18 protein-coding genes are annotated in these 20712 nt (G+C 69.1%); 17 read left to right on the forward strand and 1 reads right to left on the reverse strand.

Annotation, left to right across the window (positions count from 1 at the left end; all coding sequences use genetic code 11):
* Window position 1: 1 nt before the first annotated feature.
* Window positions 2–1282: an isochorismate synthase gene (locus ABN611_RS16470; RefSeq protein ID WP_350280755.1), complete on the reverse strand. Its 1281-nt coding sequence runs from the start codon at window positions 1280–1282 to the stop codon at window positions 2–4.
* 59 nt (window positions 1283–1341) lie between these two features.
* Between ABN611_RS16470 and ABN611_RS16475 the strand changes: the two genes are divergently transcribed.
* The 17 genes from ABN611_RS16475 (at window position 1342) to ABN611_RS16555 (ending at window position 20189) form a co-directional block, all read left to right on the forward strand.
* A complete protein-coding gene (locus ABN611_RS16475) occupies window positions 1342–2040 on the forward strand; it encodes a demethylmenaquinone methyltransferase (protein WP_350280756.1) in 699 nt (232 codons plus the stop codon).
* 153 nt (window positions 2041–2193) lie between these two features.
* On the forward strand, window positions 2194–3507 hold the full coding sequence (locus ABN611_RS16480; protein ID WP_350280757.1) for a geranylgeranyl reductase family protein: 1314 nt from the start codon (window positions 2194–2196) through the stop codon (window positions 3505–3507).
* 105 nt (window positions 3508–3612) lie between these two features.
* Window positions 3613–3972 (forward strand): NADH-quinone oxidoreductase subunit A, encoded by a 360-nt coding sequence (locus ABN611_RS16485; RefSeq protein ID WP_350280758.1) that lies wholly within the window; start codon window positions 3613–3615, stop codon window positions 3970–3972.
* Between the two features lies 1 nt (window position 3973).
* Window positions 3974–4528, forward strand: coding sequence for an NADH-quinone oxidoreductase subunit B (locus ABN611_RS16490; protein WP_131286677.1), 555 nt, complete (start codon window positions 3974–3976; stop codon window positions 4526–4528).
* Between the two features lie 68 nt (window positions 4529–4596).
* On the forward strand, window positions 4597–5232 hold the full coding sequence (locus tag ABN611_RS16495) for an NADH-quinone oxidoreductase subunit C (RefSeq protein WP_350281649.1): 636 nt from the start codon (window positions 4597–4599) through the stop codon (window positions 5230–5232).
* The gene (locus tag ABN611_RS16500; protein WP_350280759.1) at window positions 5232–6569 is read left to right on the forward strand and encodes an NADH-quinone oxidoreductase subunit D; all 1338 of its coding nucleotides are present in this window, start codon (window positions 5232–5234) and stop codon (window positions 6567–6569) included. Before ABN611_RS16495 ends, ABN611_RS16500 begins: the two co-directional genes overlap by 1 nt.
* Window positions 6570–7376, forward strand: coding sequence for an NADH-quinone oxidoreductase subunit NuoE (nuoE, locus tag ABN611_RS16505; RefSeq protein WP_350280760.1), 807 nt, complete (start codon window positions 6570–6572; stop codon window positions 7374–7376).
* Window positions 7377–7378: 2 nt separating this feature from the next.
* Window positions 7379–8686 (forward strand): NADH-quinone oxidoreductase subunit NuoF, encoded by a 1308-nt coding sequence (nuoF, locus tag ABN611_RS16510; RefSeq protein ID WP_350280761.1) that lies wholly within the window; start codon window positions 7379–7381, stop codon window positions 8684–8686.
* Entirely contained in the window at window positions 8683–11124 is a 2442-nt protein-coding gene (locus ABN611_RS16515) for an NADH-quinone oxidoreductase subunit G (protein ID WP_350280762.1), read from the forward strand. Before nuoF ends, ABN611_RS16515 begins: the two co-directional genes overlap by 4 nt.
* Window positions 11121–12434, forward strand: a complete 1314-nt coding sequence (gene nuoH / locus ABN611_RS16520) for an NADH-quinone oxidoreductase subunit NuoH (protein ID WP_350280763.1) — start codon at window positions 11121–11123, stop codon at window positions 12432–12434. Before ABN611_RS16515 ends, nuoH begins: the two co-directional genes overlap by 4 nt.
* Window positions 12427–12975 carry an NADH-quinone oxidoreductase subunit NuoI gene (nuoI, locus tag ABN611_RS16525; RefSeq protein ID WP_350280764.1) on the forward strand — a complete coding sequence of 183 codons (549 nt, stop codon included), beginning with the start codon at window positions 12427–12429 and terminating at the stop codon, window positions 12973–12975. The genes nuoH and nuoI overlap by 8 nt, the downstream gene beginning before the upstream one ends.
* Window positions 12972–13811 carry an NADH-quinone oxidoreductase subunit J gene (locus ABN611_RS16530; protein ID WP_350280765.1) on the forward strand — a complete coding sequence of 280 codons (840 nt, stop codon included), beginning with the start codon at window positions 12972–12974 and terminating at the stop codon, window positions 13809–13811. The genes nuoI and ABN611_RS16530 overlap by 4 nt, the downstream gene beginning before the upstream one ends.
* A 73-nt stretch (window positions 13812–13884) precedes the next feature.
* The gene (gene nuoK / locus ABN611_RS16535) at window positions 13885–14184 is read left to right on the forward strand and encodes an NADH-quinone oxidoreductase subunit NuoK (protein ID WP_130384807.1); all 300 of its coding nucleotides are present in this window, start codon (window positions 13885–13887) and stop codon (window positions 14182–14184) included.
* 11 nt (window positions 14185–14195) lie between these two features.
* Complete coding sequence (gene nuoL / locus ABN611_RS16540; RefSeq protein WP_350280766.1) at window positions 14196–16064, forward strand: NADH-quinone oxidoreductase subunit L; 1869 nt, start codon at window positions 14196–14198, stop codon at window positions 16062–16064.
* On the forward strand, window positions 16061–17584 hold the full coding sequence (locus ABN611_RS16545) for an NADH-quinone oxidoreductase subunit M (RefSeq protein WP_350280767.1): 1524 nt from the start codon (window positions 16061–16063) through the stop codon (window positions 17582–17584). Before nuoL ends, ABN611_RS16545 begins: the two co-directional genes overlap by 4 nt.
* Before the next feature lie 5 nt (window positions 17585–17589).
* Window positions 17590–19170: an NADH-quinone oxidoreductase subunit NuoN gene (gene nuoN, locus ABN611_RS16550; protein ID WP_350281650.1), complete on the forward strand. Its 1581-nt coding sequence runs from the start codon at window positions 17590–17592 to the stop codon at window positions 19168–19170.
* Window positions 19167–20189 carry a polyprenyl synthetase family protein gene (locus ABN611_RS16555; RefSeq protein ID WP_350280768.1) on the forward strand — a complete coding sequence of 341 codons (1023 nt, stop codon included), beginning with the start codon at window positions 19167–19169 and terminating at the stop codon, window positions 20187–20189. Before nuoN ends, ABN611_RS16555 begins: the two co-directional genes overlap by 4 nt.
* The last annotated feature ends 523 nt before the right edge of the window (window positions 20190–20712 follow it).

Consider the following 20712-nt stretch of genomic DNA (forward strand, 5'->3'; position numbering starts at 1 on the left):
ATCAGTCTCCCAACGCGTCTCTCATCGGCACCAGCTTCGCGTTCGTCTCGGCCAGTTCGGCGTCCGGGTCGGAACCCGCGACGATCCCGGCGCCCGCGAACAACCGCATCCGGCGCGGCTCGTCCGGGTCGGCCTGGCCGCAGCGCAGCGCGATGCACCACTCGCCGTCGCCCGCGGCGTCCATCCACCCGACCGGTCCGCTGAACCGGCCGCGCCGCATGCCCTCGATCTCGCCGATCAGGTCCCGGGCGACCGGCGTCGGCGTACCGCAGACCGCCGCCGACGGATGCAGGGCCGCGGCCAGGCCGAGCGCGGACGCGCCGTTGTTCGCGACGCCGGCGACGTCGGTGGCCAGGTGCATCACGTTCGGCAGGTGCAGCACGAACGGGGTCTCCGGGACGTTCATCGACGAGCAGTGCGGCTCGAGCGCGTCCGCGACCGAGCGGACCGCGAACTCGTGTTCCTCGAGGTCCTTCGACGACCGGGCCAGCGACGCGGCCAGCGCCAGGTCGTGCGCGTCGTCGCCGGTACGGCGGATCGTGCCGGCCAGCACCCGGGACGTGATCAGGCCCTTCTCCCGGCGGACCAGCAGCTCCGGGGTGGCGCCGATCAGGCCGTCGACCGCGAACGTCCAGCAGTTCGGGTACGCCGCCGCGAGCCGGCGCAGCGGCCAGCGCAGGTCGATCGGCTGCGCGGCGATCGCGATCAGGTCGCGGGCCAGCACCACCTTGTCGAGCTCGCCGGCGGTGATCCGGCGGACCGCGTCGGCGACGATGCTCGACCAGTCCGTCCCGGTACGGGCGCCGTCCGCGAACGTCACGTCGTACACCGGGGAGGGCTCGTGGACCTCGAGCTCCGGCGGGGCCGCCAGCGAGCTCGCCGGGGAGATCGTGGTCACCCAGGTGCTGTCGCCGCGGCGGCCGACGATCACCTCGGGAACGACCAGCTCACCCGGGTCGGAGTCGGTGAAGCCGAACGACCCGAAGCAGACCAGCCCGGAGCCCGGCACGCCGGCCTCGTCGCGGATCACCGCGGCGGCGGTCAGCTCCCGCCACCAGGTCGCGGCCTCCTCGAAGCGGTTGCTCCCGGCAACGTCGAGCCGGGCGGCGACGCCCCAGCCGACGTGCCCGTCGCCCCGCCGTACCCACGCGAGTCCGCCCTCGTCCGGCAGATGGTCCAGCAGGTGCGCCGACACCCCGTCCACCAGCTGACTGCGAACCACCAACTGCGGTGCGGGGCCTCGGGTCGCGAGGGCCGCACGGCTACCTGGAGATGCACTCACGACATCACAGCGTATGCCTGCCGTCCGGCCGCCGATGACCCGCGTGATGAACTAGACAGGTGACACGCGCAGATCTCAGCAAGCAGCCGCACGACGTGGCGGCCATGTTCGACAACGTGGCCGAGGGGTACGACCGGACCAACGCGGTCGCCACGATGGGGCTGGAGAAGCTGTACTGGCGGCCCGCGACGCTGGCCGAGATCGCGCCGCGGAAGGGGCTGCGGATCCTCGACCTGGCGGCCGGCACCGGCGCGTCCAGCATCAAGCTGCGCGAGGCGGGCGCCGAGGTGGTGTCCTGCGACTTCTCGGTCGGCATGCTGCGGGTCGGCAAGCGCAGGCACCCCGAGCTGGACCTGATCGCCGGCGACGCGCTCCGGCTGCCGTTCGCCGACGACACGTTCGACGTGGTGACGATCTCCTGGGCGCTGCGGAACGTGAACGACGTCACGGTGGCGCTCGCGGAGATGCTGCGCGTGACCCGGCCGGGCGGGCGGCTCGTCGTACTCGAGCAGTCGCATCCGACCTGGAAGCCGTTCCGGGTCGTGTACCTGGAGTACATGATGCGCGCGGTGCCCGCGGTGGCGAAGGTGGTGTCGACCAACCCCGACGCGTACGAGTACCTGGCGGAGTCGACCCGGGCGTGGCTGCCGCAGGAGCCGCTGGCCCGGGCGATCGAGGGTGCCGGCTGGACCCGCGTCCAGTGGCGCAACCTGAGCGGCGGCCTGGTCGCCATCCACCGGGGGATGAAGCCCAGTTAATTACGCAACGGAAATTATGCGTAAATCGCTTGCCTGCAAGGCCGTTGGGGCGAGTTTCGTGTCCGAGTCAGGCAGTCCTAGACTGTCGAGTGAAGAGGGCTCGTGAATCACTTCACGAGCGCACAGCCCCCCAACCATCCAGGCCGGGAAGAGATGAGCCAGAGCGTGCCGAGCGGGCAGCAGGCGGAGACCGCCGATGTGATCGTCGTCGGTGCCGGACCCGCCGGATCGGCGGCCGCGTACCACCTGGCGAACGCCGGACTGGACGTCCTGCTGCTGGAGAAGACCGCGTTCCCGCGGGAGAAGGTGTGCGGCGACGGGCTGACCCCGCGCGGCACCAAGCAGCTGATCAACATGGGCATCGACATCTCCGAAGAGGCGGGCTGGATCCGCAACTACGGCCTCCGCATCCAGGGCGCCGGGCACGTGCTGCAGCTCGACTGGCCGGACCTGGCCAGCCACCCGAACTACGGCCTGACCCGGAACCGGATGGACTTCGACGACATGCTCGCCCGGCAGGCCGTGAAGGCCGGGGCGCGGCTGCGCGAGCGGACCAACGTCAGCGGCCCGATCCTGGACGACCGCGGCCACATCGTCGGCGTCACCGCCAAGCCGGTCGACGACAACGGCCGCCGGGCCGGCGACGACCTCGAGTTCCGGGCGCCACTGGTGATGGCGGCCGACGGCAACTCGTCCCGGCTGAGCATCGCGATGGGCCTGCACAAGCGCGACGACCGCCCGATGGGCGTCGCCGTCCGGACCTACTTCACCAGCCCGCGGACCAACGACGACTACCTGGAGTCCTGGCTCGAGCTGTGGGCCGACGACCCCAAGCAGCCGGGCCAGAAGGTGCTGCTGCCGGGGTACGGCTGGATCTTCGGGATGGGCGACGGCACGGTCAACGTCGGGCTCGGCATCCTGAACACCTCCGACGCGTTCGGCAAGGTCGACTACGCCGACCTGCTGAAGGCGTGGCTGAAGAACACGCCGCCGGAGTGGCAGTTCACCGACGAGTTCCAGACCATCCCGATCCGCGGGGCCGCGCTGCCGATGGGCTTCAACCGGCAGCCGCACTACACCCGCGGGCTGATGCTGCTCGGCGACGCCGGCGGCATGGTCAACCCGTTCAACGGCGAGGGCATCCCGTACGCGATGGAGTCCGGGGCGTTCGCCGCCGAGGTCGCCGCCCAGGCGCTGCGCCGGCAGCCGCACCAGCGCGAGCGCGCGCTGTCGGCGTACCCGAAGGCGCTCAAGCAGGAGTACGGCGGCTACTACACGCTCGGCCGGATCTTCGTGAAGCTGATCGGAAATCCGGAGGTGATGCGGCTGTGCACCAAGTACGGTCTGCCGCGCACCACCCTGATGAAGTTCACCCTGAAGTTGCTGGCCAACCTCACGGACCCGCGCGACGGGGACGTGATGGACAAAATCATCAACGGCCTCACGAAGCTCGCTCCCGCGGCCTGAGCGGCGGGGCGAGTGAGCTGAGCCACAGCGGTACTGATAACACAGTCCTCTGAGGGCTGATCCGGAACAACAGACTCAACCGGCTGAAGGAGGGAGCACGCAGCGATGCAACCCTACACACCGATTCTCGCTCTAGGTGTGCTCGCGGCGCTCTTCGTCGCGGGCAGTATCGCCGTCAGTGCGCTGGTCGGCCCGAAGCGGTACAACCGGGCCCGGCTGGACTCGTACGAGTGCGGCATCGAGCCGACGCCGCAGCCGGTCGGCGGTGGCCGCTTCCCGGTGAAGTACTACATCACCGCGATGCTGTTCATCGTGTTCGACATCGAGATCATCTTCCTCTACCCGTGGGCGGTCGCCTTCGACCAGATGGCGCTGTTCGGGCTGATCGAGATGGTCATCTTCATCGTCACCGTCTTCGTCGCGTACGCCTACGTGTGGCGCCGCGGCGGACTGGAGTGGGACTGACATGGGTCTTGAGGAACAGCTTCCGGCCGGCGTCCTGCTGAGCACCGTCGAAGGACTGCTCGGCTACATGCGCAAGGCCTCGTTGTGGCCGGCAACCTTCGGGCTGGCCTGCTGCGCCATCGAGATGATGACCACCGGGGCGCCGCGGTACGACGCCGCGCGGTTCGGCATGGAGGTCTTCCGGGCCTCGCCGCGGCAGGCCGACCTGATGATCGTGGCCGGCCGGGTGAGCCAGAAGATGGCCCCGGTGCTGCGCCAGATCTACGACCAGATGCCCGGCCCGAAGTGGGTGCTGGCGATGGGCGTCTGCGCGTCGTCCGGCGGCATGTTCAACAACTACGCGATCGTGCAGGGCGTGGACCACGTGGTCCCGGTCGACATGTACCTGCCCGGCTGCCCGCCGCGGCCGGAGATGCTGCTGGACGCGTTCCTGAAGATCCACGACCAGATCCAGCACATGAAGCTCGGCGCGCACAAGAAGGCGCTGCAGACCGAGCAGGAGGCCGCGGCGCTGACCGCCGCCCCGACGATCGAGATGAAGGGTCTGCTGCGGTGAGCGATTCCCAGCCCGAGAACCTTCCGGCGACCTCCGCGGCCAGTGACGCGCAGACGCCCGAGGCGGAGGTGATCGACCAGCGCGAGGGCATGTTCGGCGTCCGCGGCACCGGCGACACCTCCGGGTTCGGCGGCCTGCGCCGCCAGGTCGCGCTGCCCGGCGCGACCCCGCGGCCGTACGGCTCCTGGTTCGACGCGGCGGTGGACCGGCTCGAGGGCCTGACCGCCGACGGCTCGATCGAGAAGGTCGTCGTCGACCGCGGCGAGCTGACCCTGCACGTCAAGCGCGAGAACATCGTCGAGGTGTGCAAGCACCTGCGCGACGACGAGGCGCTGCGGTTCGAGTTCTGCTCCGGGGTCAGCGGCGTGCACTACCCGCACGAGACCGGCCGCGAGCTGCACGCCGTGTACCACTTCATGTCGATCACCCACAACCGGCGGATCCGGCTGGAGGTGGCGGCGCCCGACGCCGACCCGCACATCCCGTCGATCGTCTCGGTCTACCCGGCCAACGACTGGCACGAGCGCGAGACCTGGGACTTCTTCGGGATCGTCTTCGACGGTCACCCGGCGCTCACCCGGATCCAGATGCCCGACGACTGGCCGGGCCACCCGCAGCGCAAGGACTACCCGCTCGGCGGTATCGACGTCGAGTACAAGGGCGCTGTCATCCCACCGCCCGACACGCGGAGGTCGTACAACTGATGACCACTACAGACCCTTACGCGACCACTCGGGACACCACCGAGGGCAAGGTCTTCACCGTCACCGGTCAGGACTGGGACTCGGTCGTCTCCGGTCTCGGCGAGGAGCCCGAAGAGCGCGTCGTCGTCAACATGGGCCCGCAGCACCCGTCCACGCACGGCGTGCTCCGGCTGATCCTCGAGCTCGACGGTGAGAACGTGACCGAGGCCCGCTGCGGCATCGGCTACCTGCACACCGGCATCGAGAAGAACATGGAGTTCCGCTCCTGGACGCAGGGCGTCACGTTCTGCACCCGGATGGACTACCTGTCGCCGTTCTACAACGAGGCGGCGTACTGCCTGTCGGTCGAGCGGCTGCTCGGGATCGAGGACCAGATCCCGGAGAAGGCCAACGTGATGCGGGTGCTCCTGATGGAGCTCAACCGGATCAGCAGCCACCTGGTCTGCATCGCCACCGGCGGTATGGAGATCGGCGCGCTGACCGTGATGACGATCGGCTTCCGCGAGCGCGAGAAGACCCTCGACCTGTTCGAGCTGATCACCGGCCTGCGGATGAACCACGCGTTCATCCGGCCGGGCGGTGTCGCGCAGGACCTGCCGCCGGGTGCGCTGGACAAGATCCGCGAGTACATCACGTGGATGAACAAGCACCTCAAGGAGTACGCCGAGCTCTGCAACGCGAACCCGATCTTCAAGGCGCGGCTGCAGGACGTCGGCTACCTGGACCTGGCCGGCTGCATGGCGCTCGGCATCTCCGGCCCGACGGTGCGCTCCACCGGGTACGCGCTGGACCTGCGCAAGTCCCAGCCGTACTGCGGGTACGAGACGTACGACTTCGACGTACCGACCTGGGACTCCTCCGACGCGTACGGGCGGTTCCGCGTCCGGCTGCAGGAGATGCACGAGTCGCTGAAGATCGTCGAGCAGTGCGCGGACCGGCTGGAGAAGATGGACGGCCAGCCGGTGATGGTGGCCGACAAGAAGATCGCCTGGCCGAGCCAGCTGGCCGTCGGCGCCGACGGGATGGGCAACTCGCTCGACCACATCAAGCACATCATGGGCGAGTCGATGGAAGCGCTGATCCATCACTTCAAGCTGGTCACCGAGGGCTTCCGGGTCCCGGCCGGCCAGGCCTACGTGGCGATCGAGTCGCCGCGCGGCGAGATGGGTGCGCACGTCGTCTCCGACGGCGGCACCAAGCCGTTCCGGGTGCACTTCCGTGACCCGTCCTTCGCAAACCTGCAGGCGATGCCGATCATGTGCGAGGGCGGCCAGGTCGCCGACGTGATCGTCGCCGTCGCCAGCCTTGACCCGGTGATGGGTGGAGTGGACCGCTAAATGGCCGAGAACCACACGACTGCGACCGACAAGACGGTGCCCTACAGCACCGGCGACTCGAAGATCACCGAGACCACGCTCGCCGAGATGCGCGAGATCGCGGCCCGGTACCCGGTCGCCCGGTCCGCGCTGCTGCCGATGCTGCACCTGGTGCAGTCGGTCGAGGGCCGGGTCACCCCGGAGGGCATCGATGCGTGCGCCGAGGTGCTCGGGCTGACCGGCGCCGAGGTGTCGGCGGTGGCCACCTTCTACACGATGTACAAGCGCCGCCCGGTCGGCGACTACCACGTCGGCGTCTGCACCAACACGCTCTGCGCGGTGATGGGCGGCGACCTGATCTTCGACCGGCTCAAGCAGCACCTCGACGTCGGCAACGACGAGACCACCGAGGACGGCAAGATCACCCTCGAGCACCTTGAGTGCAACGCCGCCTGCGACTACGCGCCGGTGATGATGGTCAACTGGGAGTTCTTCGACGACATGACGCCGGAGTCCGCCACCCAGCTGGTCGACGACCTGCGCGCGGGCAACGAGGTGAAGTCGCCGCGCGGCGCCACGATCTGCACCTGGCGGGAGGCCGAGCGGGTGCTGGCCGGCTTCCCCGACGGCCGCGCCGACGAGGGCCCGACCGGCGGCAAGGCCTCACTGGCCGGCCTCCGGCTGGCCCGCGAGCGGAACTGGACCGCGCCGAGCGGCAACGGCGGCGCCCCGGCCCCGCTGGACGCCGTCCCCGGGCCGCGTCCGGAGGACCAGCCCGGCCGCGAGTCGCAGGCCGTGCACACCGACGACACCCGGAAGGAGGACTGACCATGACCACGCTGACCCCGGTACTGTCCGACAACTGGGACCAGATCAACGCCTGGCAGCTGGCCTCGTACCAGCGCACCGGCGGGTACGACGCGCTGCGCAAGGCGCTCACGATGCAGCCGGCCGACGTGGTTGCCGCGGTCAAGGACTCCGGCCTGCGCGGCCGTGGTGGCGCGGGCTTCCCGACCGGGATGAAGTGGTCCTTCATCCCACAGGACAACCCGAAGCCGAAGTACCTCGTGGTGAACGCCGACGAGTCCGAGCCGGGCACCTGCAAGGACATCCCGCTGATGATGGCCTCGCCGCACACGCTGGTCGAGGGCGTCATCATCGCGTCCTACGCGATCCGCGCGTCGGCCGCGTTCATCTACGTGCGCGGTGAGGTCCTGCACGTGATCCGCCGGCTGCAGCAGGCGGTCCAGGAGGCCAAGGACGCCGGCCTCATCGGGCAGAACATCCTCGGCAGCGGCTACGACCTGGACGTGGTCGTGCACGCCGGCGCCGGGGCCTACATCTGCGGCGAGGAGACGGCCCTGCTGGACTCGCTGGAAGGACGTCGCGGTCAACCCCGGCTGCGTCCTCCGTTCCCCGCGGTCGCGGGCTTGTACGGCTGCCCCACTGTCATCAACAACGTCGAGTCGATCGCGTCTGTTCCCGTCATCCTGAAGAACGGGCCGGACTGGTTCTCCTCGATGGGCACCGAGAAGTCCAAGGGCATGACGCTGTACTCGCTGTCCGGGCACGTCACCCGGCCGGGGCAGTACGAGGCGCCGCTCGGCATCACGCTGCGCGAGCTGCTCGACCTGGCCGGCGGGGTCCGCGAGGGCCACACGCTGAAGTTCTGGACGCCGGGTGGTTCCTCGACGCCGCTGCTGACCGCGGAGCACCTCGACGTACCGCTGGACTACGAGGGCGTCGGGTCGGTCGGCTCGATGCTCGGCACCAAGGCCCTGCAGATCTTCGACGACTCCGTCTGCGTGGTGCGCGCCGTACTGCGCTGGACCGAGTTCTACAAGCACGAGTCCTGCGGCAAGTGCACCCCGTGCCGGGAGGGCACCTGGTGGCTGGTGCAGATCCTCGAGCGGCTGGAGAAGGGCCAGGGCTCCGAGGAGGACCTGGAGGTCCTGCTCGACCTGTCCGAGAACATCCTCGGCCGGTCGTTCTGCGCCCTCGGTGACGGTGCCACCGCGCCGATCACCAGCTCGATCGCGCACTTCAAGGACGAGTACCTGGCGCACTTCGAGCACGGCGGCTGCCCGTTCGACCCGATGGCAAGCACTGTCTTCGCGACTGCTGGAGCTAGCGCATGACGATCCAAGCGAACCCGCCGGCCGGCGAGGTCGAGAAGGTCGACCTGGTCACGGTCACCATCGACGACATCGAGGTCAAGGTTCCGAAGAACAGCCTGGCGATCCGGGCCGCCGAGCAGATCGGGATCCAGATCCCGCGGTTCTGCGACCACCCGCTGCTCGACCCGGTCGGCGCCTGCCGCCAGTGCCTGGTCGAGGTCGTCGACGCCGGCAACGGCCGCGGGATGCCGAAGCCGCAGGCCTCCTGCACGCTGACGGTCGCCGACGGCATGGTGATCCGCACCCAGGTGAGCTCGCCGGTCGCCGACAAGGCGCAGCACGGCAACATGGAGTTCCTGCTCATCAACCACCCGCTGGACTGCCCGGTCTGCGACAAGGGCGGCGAGTGCCCGCTGCAGAACCAGGCGATGAGCAACGGCGCCGGCGAGTCCCGATTCACCGAGGTCAAGCGCACGTACCCGAAGCCGATCAACATCTCGGCCGAGGTGCTGCTGGACCGCGAGCGCTGCATCCTCTGCGCGCGCTGCACGCGGTTCTCCGAGCAGATCGCCGGTGACCCGTTCATCGCGCTGATCGAGCGCGGCGCGCTGCAGCAGGTCGGCATCTACGAGAAGGAGCCCTTCGAGAGCTACTTCTCCGGCAACACCATCCAGATCTGCCCGGTCGGCGCGCTGACGAGTGCGGCGTACCGCTTCCGGTCGCGGCCGTTCGACCTGGTCTCGGTGCCGTCGGTGGCCGAGCACGACTCCTCCGGTGCGGCGATCCGCGTCGACTACCGGCGCGGCAAGGTGATGCGCCGGCTGGCCGGCGACGACCCGCAGGTCAACGAGGAGTGGATCTCCGACAAGGACCGGTTCGCGTTCCAGTACGCGTCCACCGGTGACCGGCTGACGCACCCGCTGATCCGCGAGGACGGCGAGCTGCGGCCGGCGTCCTGGCCGGAGGCGCTGAGCTTCGCCGCCGAGAAGCTGACGGCGGCGCACGGCAACGCGGCGGTGCTGACCGGCGGCCGTCTGACCCTCGAGGACGCCTACGCGTACTCGAAGTTCGCCCGGGTCGCGCTCGGCACGAACGACATCGACTTCCGGGCCCGCCCGCACTCGGCGGAGGAGGCGGACTTCCTCGCCGCCGCGGTGGCCGGCACCGGTCTCGGGACGACGTTCGCGGACCTCGAGAAGGCCGGCTCGGTGCTGTTCGCCGGGTTCGAGCCCGAGGAGGAGGCGCCGTCGGTGTTCCTCCGGATCCGCAAGGGCGTGAAGACGCACGGCACCAAGGTGTTCACGGTCGCGGCGTACGCGTCGCGCGGTGTGGAGAAGCTGGACGGCGTCGTCGTGCACGGCTCGCCCGGCACCGAGGCCGCCGTGCTCGCGGACCTCGGCAACGCCGGTGAGGCCGGAGCGGCCGCGCTGGCCGCGCTCGGCCCGGACTCGATCATCATCGTCGGCGAGCGGCTGGCGAGCGCGCCGGGCGGCTACTCGGCGGCGCTGCGGCTGGCGCTCGACACCGGTGCCCAGCTGGCGTGGATCCCGCGGCGTGCGGGTGACCGGGCCGCGCTCGAGGCCGGCTGCCTGCCGGGCCTGCTGCCCGGTGGCCGCCTGGTCACCGACCCGCAGGCGCGCGTCGACATGCAGGCCGCCTGGGGCGTCGAGAACCTGCCGTCCGAGGTCGGCAAGGACCTCGGCGAGATCGTCGCCAATCTTCAACAGCACAGCGCCGGATCGCTCGGCGCGCTGGTGGTGGCGGGCGTGGAGATCGACGACCTGCCGGACCCGGCCGCGGCGCTGGCCGCACTGGACGCGGCGCCGTTCGTGGTGAGCTTCGAGGTCCGCAAGTCGCAGGTCACCGAGTACGCCGACGTGGTGTTCCCCGTCGTACCCCCTGTGGAGAAGTCCGGCACCTTCGTGAACTGGGAGGGCCGCGAGCGGCCGTTCCCGGTGGTGCTCAAGGTGCCGGCCGCGATGCCGGACGTGCGGGCGCTGGCCGCGCTGGCGCAGGAGATGGACCGGTCGCTCGGGTTCAGCACGCCCGAGGGCGCGAAGCGGGAGTACGACGAGCTCGGCCGCTGGGACGGCGACCGGGCGCAGGAGCCGACGTACCAGGCCGGTCCTGCGCTGGGCGCGTTCGACTCCACCCGGCTCGCGACCTGGCGGATGCTGATCGACGACAGCCGCGCCTGCGACGGTGAGCCGCACCTGACCGCGACCGCGCGCAAGCCGGTCGCCCGGATCTCGCTGACCACCGCGCACCGGATCGGCGTCGCCGACGCCGACGAGCTGGTGGTGAGCACGGACGCCGGGAGCATCCGGCTGCCGGTCGTGATCACCCCGATGACCGACAACGTGGTCTGGCTGCCGACCAACTCGGCCGACTCCCACGTCCGCCGGTCGCTGCACGCCGACCATGGCTCGATCGTGACGATCGCCGGAGGGAACGCATGAGTCACATCCCGCTCGCGGTGCCGGACGCGGGGGTGGGGAACGACCCCTGGTGGGTCATCCTCATCAAGGTCCTCTTCATCTTCGTCTTCCTGGTCGTGCTGACGCTGTTCAACATCTGGTGGGAACGCCGGGTGGTGGCGCGGATGCAGCACCGGATCGGCCCGAACGTGCACGGACCCGCGGGTCTGCTGCAGTCGCTGGCCGACGGCGTGAAGCTGATGCTCAAGGAAGACCTGATGCCCAAGGGCGTCGACCGGATCGTCTTCGTACTGGCGCCGGCGATCGTCGCGGTGCCGGCCTTCCTGACCTTCGCGGTGATCCCGTTCGGGCCGACGGTGAAGATCCCGTTCACCGACACCTACACCCGGCTGCAGCTCACCGACCTGCCGGTCTCGGTGCTGTACGTGATGGCGGTCGCCTCGATCGGCATCTACGGCATCGTGCTCGGCGGCTGGTCGTCGAACTCGACGTACTCGCTGCTCGGCGGCCTGCGCTCCAGCGCCCAGATGATCTCGTACGAGGTCGGCATGGGCCTGGCGCTGGTGACCGTGTTCCTGTTCGCCGGTTCGATGTCCACCTCGGAGATCGTGGCGGCGCAGTCGCACCAGACCGTGACACTGTTCGGCGCCGACATCCCGCTCCCCGGGTGGTACGCGTTCCTGTTGTTCCCGTCGTTCGTGATCTACGTGATCTCGATGGTCGGCGAGACGAACCGGGCGCCGTTCGACCTGCCGGAGGCCGAGGGTGAGCTGGTCGCGGGCTTCCTGACCGAGTACTCCTCGATCAAGTACGCGATGTTCTTCCTGGCCGAGTACATCAACATGGCGACCGTGTCCGCGCTGGCCACCACGCTGTTCCTCGGCGGCTGGCGGGCCCCGTGGCCGATCTCGATCTGGGACGGCGCGAACTCCGGCTACTGGCCGGTGCTGTGGTTCATGGGCAAGCTGATGGGCTTCATCTTCTTCTACATCTGGCTGCGCGGAACGCTGCCGCGACTGCGCTACGACCAGTTCATGAAGCTCGGCTGGAAGATCCTGATCCCGATCTCGCTGGCCTGGATCCTGCTGGTCGCCACCGTCCGCGCGGTCGGCCGCGAGACGACGTTCAGCCGCAGCACGCTGCTGATCGCCGCCGCGGTGGTGCTGGTGATCGCGGTCGCCAGCATGTTCGTGCCGCAGAAGCCGAAGCCCGAGAAGCCGACCGAGGAATCTCGCGCCGAGAACTTCGATGCCTTCGCCGGCGGCTTCCCGGTGCCTCCACCGATGGCCGTCAACACTCCGAGCCGAAGCGAGGAAGCCCGCAATGGCTAGTGTCAAAGAGTCCCTCTGGGACCCGGTAGCCGGGTTCGGGGTCACCTTCCGGACGATGTTCCGGAAGGTGTTCACCGAGCAGTACCCGTTCGAGAAGAAGCCGACCGCCCCGCGGTTCCACGGCCGGCACCAGCTGAACCGCTGGCCGGACGGCCTGGAGAAGTGCGTCGGCTGCGAGCTGTGCGCGTGGGCCTGCCCCGCGGACGCGATCTACGTCGAGGGCGCCGACAACACCGAGGGCGACCGGTTCTCGCCGGGCGAGCGGTACGGCCGGGTGTACCAGATCAACTACCTGCGCTGCATCCTCTGCGGTCTGTGCATCGAGGCCTGCCCGACCCGGGCGCTCACCATGACCAACGAGTACGAGCTGGCCGACACCAGCCGCGCGTCCCTCATCTACGAGAAGAAGGACCTGCTGGCGCCGCTGCTCCCGGGCATGCAGGAGCCGCCGCACGAGATGCAACTGGGCACGACCGAGAAGGACTACTACCTCGGCCTGACCGGTGCGGCCGCGAAGACCGAGGGGAGTGAGACCAAGTGATCGGTCTCGTCACCGGCTCGCAGGTCGCGTTCTGGATGCTGGCCCCGATCATGGTGCTGGCCGCGATCGGCATGGTGCTGGTCCGCAAGGCGGTGCACTCGGCGCTGCTGCTGGCGACCGTGATGATCTGCCTCGCGGTGCAGTACGCCGCGCAGGACGCGCCGTTCCTGTTCGCGGTCCAGATCATCGTCTACACCGGCGCGATCCTGATGCTGTTCCTGTTCGTGCTGATGCTGGTCGGCGTCGACGCCTCGGACTCGCTGGTCGAGACGATCCGCGGCCAGCGGCTGCTCGCCGGGCTCGCGTTCCTGGGCTTCGGCATCCTGCTGGTCGCCGCGGTCGGCAACGCGATCTACGGGAACCCGACCGGCCTCGCCGAGGCGCAGCCGGACGGCAACCCGAAGGGCATCGCGCAGCTGCTGTTCGGCAAGTACGTGTTCGCCTTCGAGGTCACGTCGGCGCTGCTGATCACCGCGGCGATGGGCGCGATGATGCTGGCGCACCGCGAGCGGCTGACCAAGAAGCGCACCCAGCGCGACCACGCCGAGGAGCGGATCCGCAAGTACGCCGAGCAGGGCATCCACCCGGGCCCGCTGCCGACCCCCGGTGTGCTGGCCCGGCACAACGCCGTCGACACCCCGGCGCTGCTGCCCGACGGGTCGATCGCACCGACCTCGGTTTCGCGGGTGCTGCAGGCGCGTGGCACCGTGTTCCCCGAGGACGAGGAGCGCGCGGACGTCGAAGAGGTGCGCGAGCTCGACCTCGGCGACCAGTACCCCGCTGAGGCAGAGAGCACCGACACGACCGGATTCGTTGGCGAGGAGGACAAGCCGTGAGCGAGCGCAGCGAGCGAACCATCAAACACAGCACCCTTCGGTCATGCGCGCCCGGAGCGAAGCGAGGACGCGCATGACCACCGAGCCGTACATCGTGCTCGCGGCGATCCTGTTCAGTATCGGCGCGCTCGGCGTGCTGGTACGCCGTAACGCCATCGTCGTCTTCATGTGCGTCGAGCTGATGCTGAACGCGACCAACCTCGCGTTCGTCAGCTTCGCCCGCCAGCACGGCAACCTCGACGGCCAGATCGCCGCCTTCTTCGTGATGGTGGTGGCCGCGGCCGAGGTCGTGATCGGCCTGGCGATCATCATGGCCATCTTCCGCACCCGTCGCTCGGCCTCGGTCGACGACGCCAACCTGCTCAAGTACTGAGGTAATCACCGATGAGTCATGAGCTGACGTGGCTGCTGGTCGCGGTGCCGGCCCTGTCCGCGGCGATCCTGCTGCTCGGTGGCAAGGCCACCAACGCATGGGGTCACCTGCTGGGCACGCTGGCGCCGGTGATCTCCTTCGTCTGCGGCGTCCTGCTGTTCTTCCAGATGCAGGGCAAGGACGGCGAGGAGCGGTCCGAGACGGTCCGGCTGTTCGAGTGGTTCTCGGTCGGCCACATCAAGGTCGACTTCACGCTGCTGATCGACCCGCTGTCGATCCTGTTCGTGCTGCTGATCACCGGTGTGGGTTCGCTGATCCACATCTACTCGATCGGCTACATGGAGCACGACCCGCGCCGCCGCCGCTTCTTCGGGTACCTGAACCTGTTCGTCGCGGCGATGCTGCTGCTGGTGCTGGCCGCCGACTACTTGCTGGTCTTCGTCGGCTGGGAGGGCGTGGGTCTGGCGTCGTACCTGCTGATCGGCTTCTGGCAGCACAAGGACTCGGCCGCGGTCGCCGCGAAGAAGGCGTTCGTGGTGAACCGGGTCGGTGACATCGGCCTGTCGCTCGCGGTGATGAGCATGTGGGCGCTGTTCGGCTCTTCCGCGTTCGCCACCGTCGACGCCGGCGCCGAGGGTCTCTCGAGCAGCTGGGCCACGCTGCTCGGCCTGATGCTGCTGCTGGCCGCCTGCGGTAAGTCCGCGCAGGTGCCGCTGCAGTCCTGGCTGCTGGACGCGATGGAGGGCCCGACCCCGGTGTCGGCGCTGATCCACGCGGCGACCATGGTCACCGCGGGCGTCTACCTGGTGACCCGCTCGCACGCGATCTACGAGCACACCGAGGCGGCCTCCACGGCGGTCGTGATCGTCGGTACGGTCACCGCGCTCGCCGGTGCGATCATCGGTTGCGCCAAGGACGACATCAAGAAGGCGCTGGCCGGTTCGACGATGAGCCAGATCGGCTACATGATGCTGGCCGCCGGCCTCGGCCCGGCCGGGTACGTGTTCGCGATCTTCCACCTGCTCACGCACGGTTTCTTCAAGGCCAACATGTTCCTCGGCGCCGGCTCGGTGATGCACGGCATGAACGACGACGTGAACATGCGGCACTACGGAGCCCTGCGGACGCCGATGAAGATCACCTTCGTGACCTTCGCCTTCGGTTACCTGGCGATCCTCGGCATCCCGCCGTTCGCCGGCTTCTTCAGCAAGGACAAGATCATCGAGGCCGCGTTCGCGGACAACACGATCGTCGGGTTGTGCGCGCTGCTCGGCGCCGGGATCACCGCGTTCTACATGACGCGGGTGATGCTGATGACGTTCTTCGGCAAGAAGCGCTGGGCCGACGAGGTGCACCCGCACGAGTCGCCCGCGGTGATGACCTGGCCGCTGATCATCCTGGCGGCGCTGTCGCTCGGCGGCGGCGCGCTGTACTTCGCCGGCCACTGGATCGTCGACTGGCTGGAGCCGGTCGTCGGCCACGAGGAGCACCACCCGCCGGTGAGCGCGCTGGTGATGACGCTGATCACCCTCGCGGTGGTTGCCGTCGGCATCGTGATCTCGGTGCTGATGTACCGCCGGGACATCCCGCGGGAGGCGCCGGTCGGTTCGCCGGTCACCCGGTTCGCGCGGCGTGACCTGTACGGCGACGCGCTGAACGAGGCGGTCCTGATGCGCCCCGGTCAGTACCTGACCCGGACGCTGGTCTGGCTCGACAACCGGGGCGTCGACGGCCTGGTCAACGGGCTGGCCGCACTCTTCGGCGGGCTGTCCGGCCGGCTCCGCCGGTTCCAGACGGGCTTCGTCCGTTCGTACGCACTCAGCATGGTCTTCGGCGCCGCATTCGTGGTCGTCGCCCTCCTCGCGGTGAGGTTGTCGTGAACATCGGTTGGCTGACCCTGTTACTGCTCCTGCCGTTCGTCGGGGCCATCGCGACGATGCTGGTGCCGAAGGCGAAGGCGCTGACGGCCAAGCAGGTCGCGCTCGGGTTCTCGCTCGTGACGCTGGTGCTGACCGCGATCGTCGCGATCGGCTACCACCGCAACGGCGCCGAGGACTACGCCGAGACGCACACCTGGATCAAGGCCTTCGGCGCGCACTACGCGCTCGGCCTCGACGGCGTCGGCATCGTCCTGGTGGTGCTGACCGCGCTGCTCACGCCGGTCGTGATCATCGCGAGCTGGAACGACGCGCAGCACGGCCGCTGGTCGGAGAAGTCGTTCTTCGCCTGGATTCTCGGCCTCGAGGCGCTGTCGATCGGCGTGTTCGCCGCCACCGACGTGTTCCTGTTCTACGTGCTGTTCGAGGCCACGCTGATCCCGATGTACTTCCTGATCGGCGGCTTCGGCGGTGCGCAGCGTTCGTACGCCGCGGTGAAGTTCCTGCTGTACTCGCTGCTCGGCGGTCTGCTGATGCTGGCGTCGGTCGTCGGCCTGTACGTCGTCTCCGCGAAGGCGGGCGACCCGTCGTACCTGCTGGCCGACATGGTCAAGCTGGACCTGAGCCAGAACACCGAGCGCTGGCTGTTCCTCGGCTTCTTCTTCGCCTTCGCGGTGAAGGCGCCGATGGTGCCGTTCCACACCTGGCTGCCGGACGCGGCCGGTGAGGCGACGCCGGGGACGTCGGTGCTGCTGGTCGGCATCCTGGACAAGATCGGCACCTTCGGGATGATCCGGTTCTGCCTGGGCCTGTTCCCGAACGCGTCCGAGTGGGCCACCCCGGTCGTCCTGGTGCTGGCGCTGATCTCGGTGCTGTACGGCGCCCTGCTGGCGATCGGCCAGACCGACATCAAGCGGCTGATCGCGTACACCTCGATCTCGCACTTCGGCTTCATCGTGATGGGCATCTTCGCGCTGACGTCGCAGGGCCTGACCGGGTCGACGCTGTACATGTTCAACCACGGGCTCTCCACGGCGGCGCTGTTCCTGGTCGCCGGGTACCTGATCTCCCGGCGCGGGTCCGCCCGGATCGCCGACTACGGCGGCGTCGAGAAGGTCGCGCCGGTGCTGGCCGGGACGTTCCTGTTCGCCGGCCTGTCCAGCCTCGCGCTGCCCGGCCTGTCGCCGTTCATCTCCGAGTTCATGGTGCTGGCCGGAACCTTCAGCCGGCACAAGGTGATCGCGGTGGTCGCCGTCCTCGGTATCGTGCTGGCGGCGCTGTACATCCTGCTGATGTACCAGCGCACGATGACCGGCCCGGTCCGTGACGGCGTCGAGAAGCTCAAGGACCTGAACCCGCGGGAGATCCTCGCGATCGCGCCGCTCGTGGTCCTGATCATCGGCCTCGGCATCTTCCCGAAGCCGGTGGTCGACATCATCAAGCCCGCGGTCGACGAGACCATGCAGCGGGTCGGCGTGACCGACAAGGCACCGCAGATCCCCGTGACGGAGGGACAGAAGTGAGCGCGATGTTGCTGCCGCTGGCGGACTTCACGGCGCCGAAGATCGAGTACAACGAGCTGGCTCCGCTGCTCGTCGTGTTCGGCGCGGCGTGCGTCGGGGTCCTGGTCGAGGCGTTCCTGCCGCGGCCGTTGCGGCACCTGGTGCAGCTGTCGATCACGGTGGTCGCCGTGGTCGTCTCCGGTGTGCTGGCCGGCATCCTGATGAACGACAAGAAGGAGCTGCTGGCCGCCCAGGGCGCGATCTCGGTCGACGGCCCGGCGCTGTTCACCTGGGTCATCCTGCTGGCGCTGACGCTGATCAGCGTGCTGCTGTTCGCGGAGCGCTCGATCGACGGCGGGCTGTCCGCGTTCGCCGGCCAGGCGGCCGCCGTACCGGGGTCCGAGGCGGAGCGCGAGGGGACGGCGGCTCGGGTCGAGCACACCGAGATCTTCCCGCTGACGCTGTTCGCGGTCGGCGGCATGATGCTGTTCGCGGCGTCGAACGACCTGCTGATCCTGTTCGTCGCGCTCGAGGTGTTCTCGCTGCCGCTGTACCTGCTCTGTGGGCTGGCGCGGCGCCGCCGGCTGATCTCGCAGGAAGCCGCGATGAAGTACTTCCTGCTCGGGGCGTTCTCCTCGGCGTTCCTGCTGTTCGGCATCGCGCTGCTGTACGGGTACGCCGGCACGATGTCGCTCGGCGGGATCTCGGACGCGCTGGCCTCGCAGACCGGCGGAGACACCATCCTGCTGGCCGGGACCGGTCTGCTGGGTGTCGGCCTGCTGTTCAAGGTCGGCGCCGTACCTTTCCACTCCTGGACGCCGGACGTGTATCAGGGCGCCCCGACCCCGGTCACCGGGTTCATGGCGGCCTGCACGAAGATCGCGGCGTTCGTCGGCCTGATGCGGGTCTTCTACGTCGCGCTCGGCGGCACGCGCTGGGACTGGGCGCCGATGATGTGGATCGTCGCGATCCTCACCATGGTGGTCGGTTCGATCGTCGCGATCACCCAGACCGACGTGAAGCGGATGCTGGCCTACTCGTCGATCGCGCACGCGGGCTTCCTGCTGACCGCGTTCGTCGGCCTCGCGCAGGCCGGGAGCGGTGTCCACAACGGCATCACCTCGACCCAGGCGGTGCTGTTCTACCTGGTGTCGTACGGCTTCCCGACGATCGGCGCGTTCGCGGTCGTGACGCTGGTCCGCGACGCGGGCGGCGAGGCGACGCACCTGTCCCGCTGGGCGGGCCTGGGCAAGAAGTCGCCGCTGCTGGCCGGCATCTTCGCGTTCTTCCTGCTGTCCTTCGCCGGTATCCCGCTGACTGCGGGCTTCACCGGCAAGTGGGCGGTCTTCAGCGCGGCCTGGACCGGCGGCGCGTGGCCGCTGGTCGTGGTCGCAGTACTGTCCAGCCTGGTCGCCGCGTTCTTCTACGTCCGGGTGATCGTGCTGATGTTCTTCTCCGACCTGCCGGCCGACGCGCCGGACGTGGCGCTGCCGGGCTGGCAGACCACGTCGGCGGTCGCCCTGGGTCTCGCCGCCACGGTGGTGCTCGGCCTGGTCCCCGGACCGGTGCTGGAGCTGGCGGCCCGAGCTGGTGAGTTCATCCGTTGAGTCCGACCCCGCTGCCGGCCGAGAGCCTGGGATTCGAGTTCGCCGACGCGGCGCTCGAGTCCCGGGTTCGTGCCGGTCTGGAGCGTGTCGAGCAGGCCCTGCTCGACGCGACACAGTCCGAGGCGCCGTTCGTCACCGCGGCCGCGCAGCACGTCATGGTTGCCGGTGGCAAGCGGTTCCGGCCGCTGCTGGTGCTGCTGGCGGCCGAGTTCGGGGCCGACACGGCGTCCGACGACGTCGTGAAGTCGGCGGTGGTCGTCGAGCTTACTCATGTCGCGACGCTGCACCACGACGACGTGATGGACGAGGCGGCGCTGCGCCGCGGTTCGTCCACCGCGAACGCGCGCTGGGACAACTCGGTCGCGATCCTGTCCGGTGACTGGCTGTTCGCCCGCGCGTCGGACCTGGTCGCGGATCTCGGGCCGGAAGCGGTCCGGATCCAGGCGCGCACGTTCGGCCGGCTGGTCGAGGGCCAGATCCGCGAGACCCTCGGGGTCGGCGAGGGCCAGGACCCGCTCAAGCACTACCTGTCGGTGGTTGCCGACAAGACCGGTTCGCTGATCGCGACGTCCGCGCTGTTCGGCGCCCGGTACGCCGGTGCCCCGGACGAGGTGCAGGAGTCGCTGCGGGCGTTCGGGGAGGAGATCGGCGTGGCGTTCCAGCTCGCCGACGACCTGCTCGACATCGCGTCCGAGTCCGGCCAGTCCGGCAAGACCCCCGGTACCGACCTCCGCGAGGGCGTCCCGACCCTCCCGGTGCTGATCTTCCGCGCCCAGGCGAACCCGGCGGACCCCACGGACGCCCGCCTCCTGGAGCTCCTGGATTCCGACCTCTCCGACGACGCCCGCCTCGCGGAGACCCTCGAGCTGCTCCGCTCCCACGCCGCCTTCCGCCAGGCCGAGGACGACGTACGCCGCCGCGCCGCCGACGCCCGCAAACTCCTCACCACCCTGCCCGCCGGCCCCGGCCGAGACGCCCTCGACGCCCTCTGCGACCTGGTAGCCACCCGCTCGGTCTAGAACAAGAACAAGAAAGATCAGCGAAGGATAGAGGGTTGGGCACCGGGCTGGCCTCGGTGCGCCGGTGACAGGTCGGCAAAGCAAGAGGACAAAGAAAGAAGCAAAGGAAAACAGAAAATAGAGTGGGAGTTGGGTGGGAGCCCGAGTTCGGCGGGCCTGTGGCGGTCGGCATCGACCTCGCCTCCCGAGGAACGATCGGTCAACGGCCTGCGACGGCCTGGGTGCGCTGCGCCTGGTCAGGGCGGCGTACCAACGTCCAACAGCCCGCCGCTCGCTCGAACCCGTCTCGACAGCGCTCGTCCTGCGCCGAGTCGTGGCAAATGGCTGCGACCCCCGTCGCCGAGTCGTGGATTTCGGCGCCAAATCACAGCCGCTTTCCACGACTCGGCGGCCTGGTTGCCTTCGGCTCGACCTGCTTGACGGTGCCGGAGTACGCCTGCTCGGAGCAACAAGAACTGAGACTGTCTCATCTCTTCGGTGCGTGACTGAGCGGGGGGTCGGCGCGTTGTGCACGTGAGGCTTG

It is taken from the genome of Kribbella sp. HUAS MG21, assembly GCF_040254265.1.
Lineage (GTDB): Bacteria > Actinomycetota > Actinomycetes > Propionibacteriales > Kribbellaceae > Kribbella.

Bases quoted from the DNA above. Each gene is read 5' to 3' on its own strand.
- ABN611_RS16480 (WP_350280757.1), top strand. From the start codon at position 2,194: ATGAGCCAGAGCGTGCCGAGCGGGCAGCAGGCGGAGACCGCCGATGTG.
- ABN611_RS16485 (WP_350280758.1), top strand. From the start codon at position 3,613: ATGCAACCCTACACACCGATTCTCGCTCTAGGTGTGCTCGCGGCGCTC.
- ABN611_RS16490 (WP_131286677.1), top strand. From the start codon at position 3,974: ATGGGTCTTGAGGAACAGCTTCCGGCCGGCGTCCTGCTGAGCACCGTC.
- ABN611_RS16500 (WP_350280759.1), top strand. From the start codon at position 5,232: ATGACCACTACAGACCCTTACGCGACCACTCGGGACACCACCGAGGGC.
- nuoE (WP_350280760.1), top strand. From the start codon at position 6,570: ATGGCCGAGAACCACACGACTGCGACCGACAAGACGGTGCCCTACAGC.
- nuoF (WP_350280761.1), top strand. From the start codon at position 7,379: ATGACCACGCTGACCCCGGTACTGTCCGACAACTGGGACCAGATCAAC.
- ABN611_RS16515 (WP_350280762.1), top strand. From the start codon at position 8,683: ATGACGATCCAAGCGAACCCGCCGGCCGGCGAGGTCGAGAAGGTCGAC.
- nuoH (WP_350280763.1), top strand. From the start codon at position 11,121: ATGAGTCACATCCCGCTCGCGGTGCCGGACGCGGGGGTGGGGAACGAC.
- nuoI (WP_350280764.1), top strand. From the start codon at position 12,427: ATGGCTAGTGTCAAAGAGTCCCTCTGGGACCCGGTAGCCGGGTTCGGG.
- nuoK (WP_130384807.1), top strand. From the start codon at position 13,885: ATGACCACCGAGCCGTACATCGTGCTCGCGGCGATCCTGTTCAGTATC.
- nuoL (WP_350280766.1), top strand. From the start codon at position 14,196: ATGAGTCATGAGCTGACGTGGCTGCTGGTCGCGGTGCCGGCCCTGTCC.
- nuoN (WP_350281650.1), top strand. From the start codon at position 17,590: ATGTTGCTGCCGCTGGCGGACTTCACGGCGCCGAAGATCGAGTACAAC.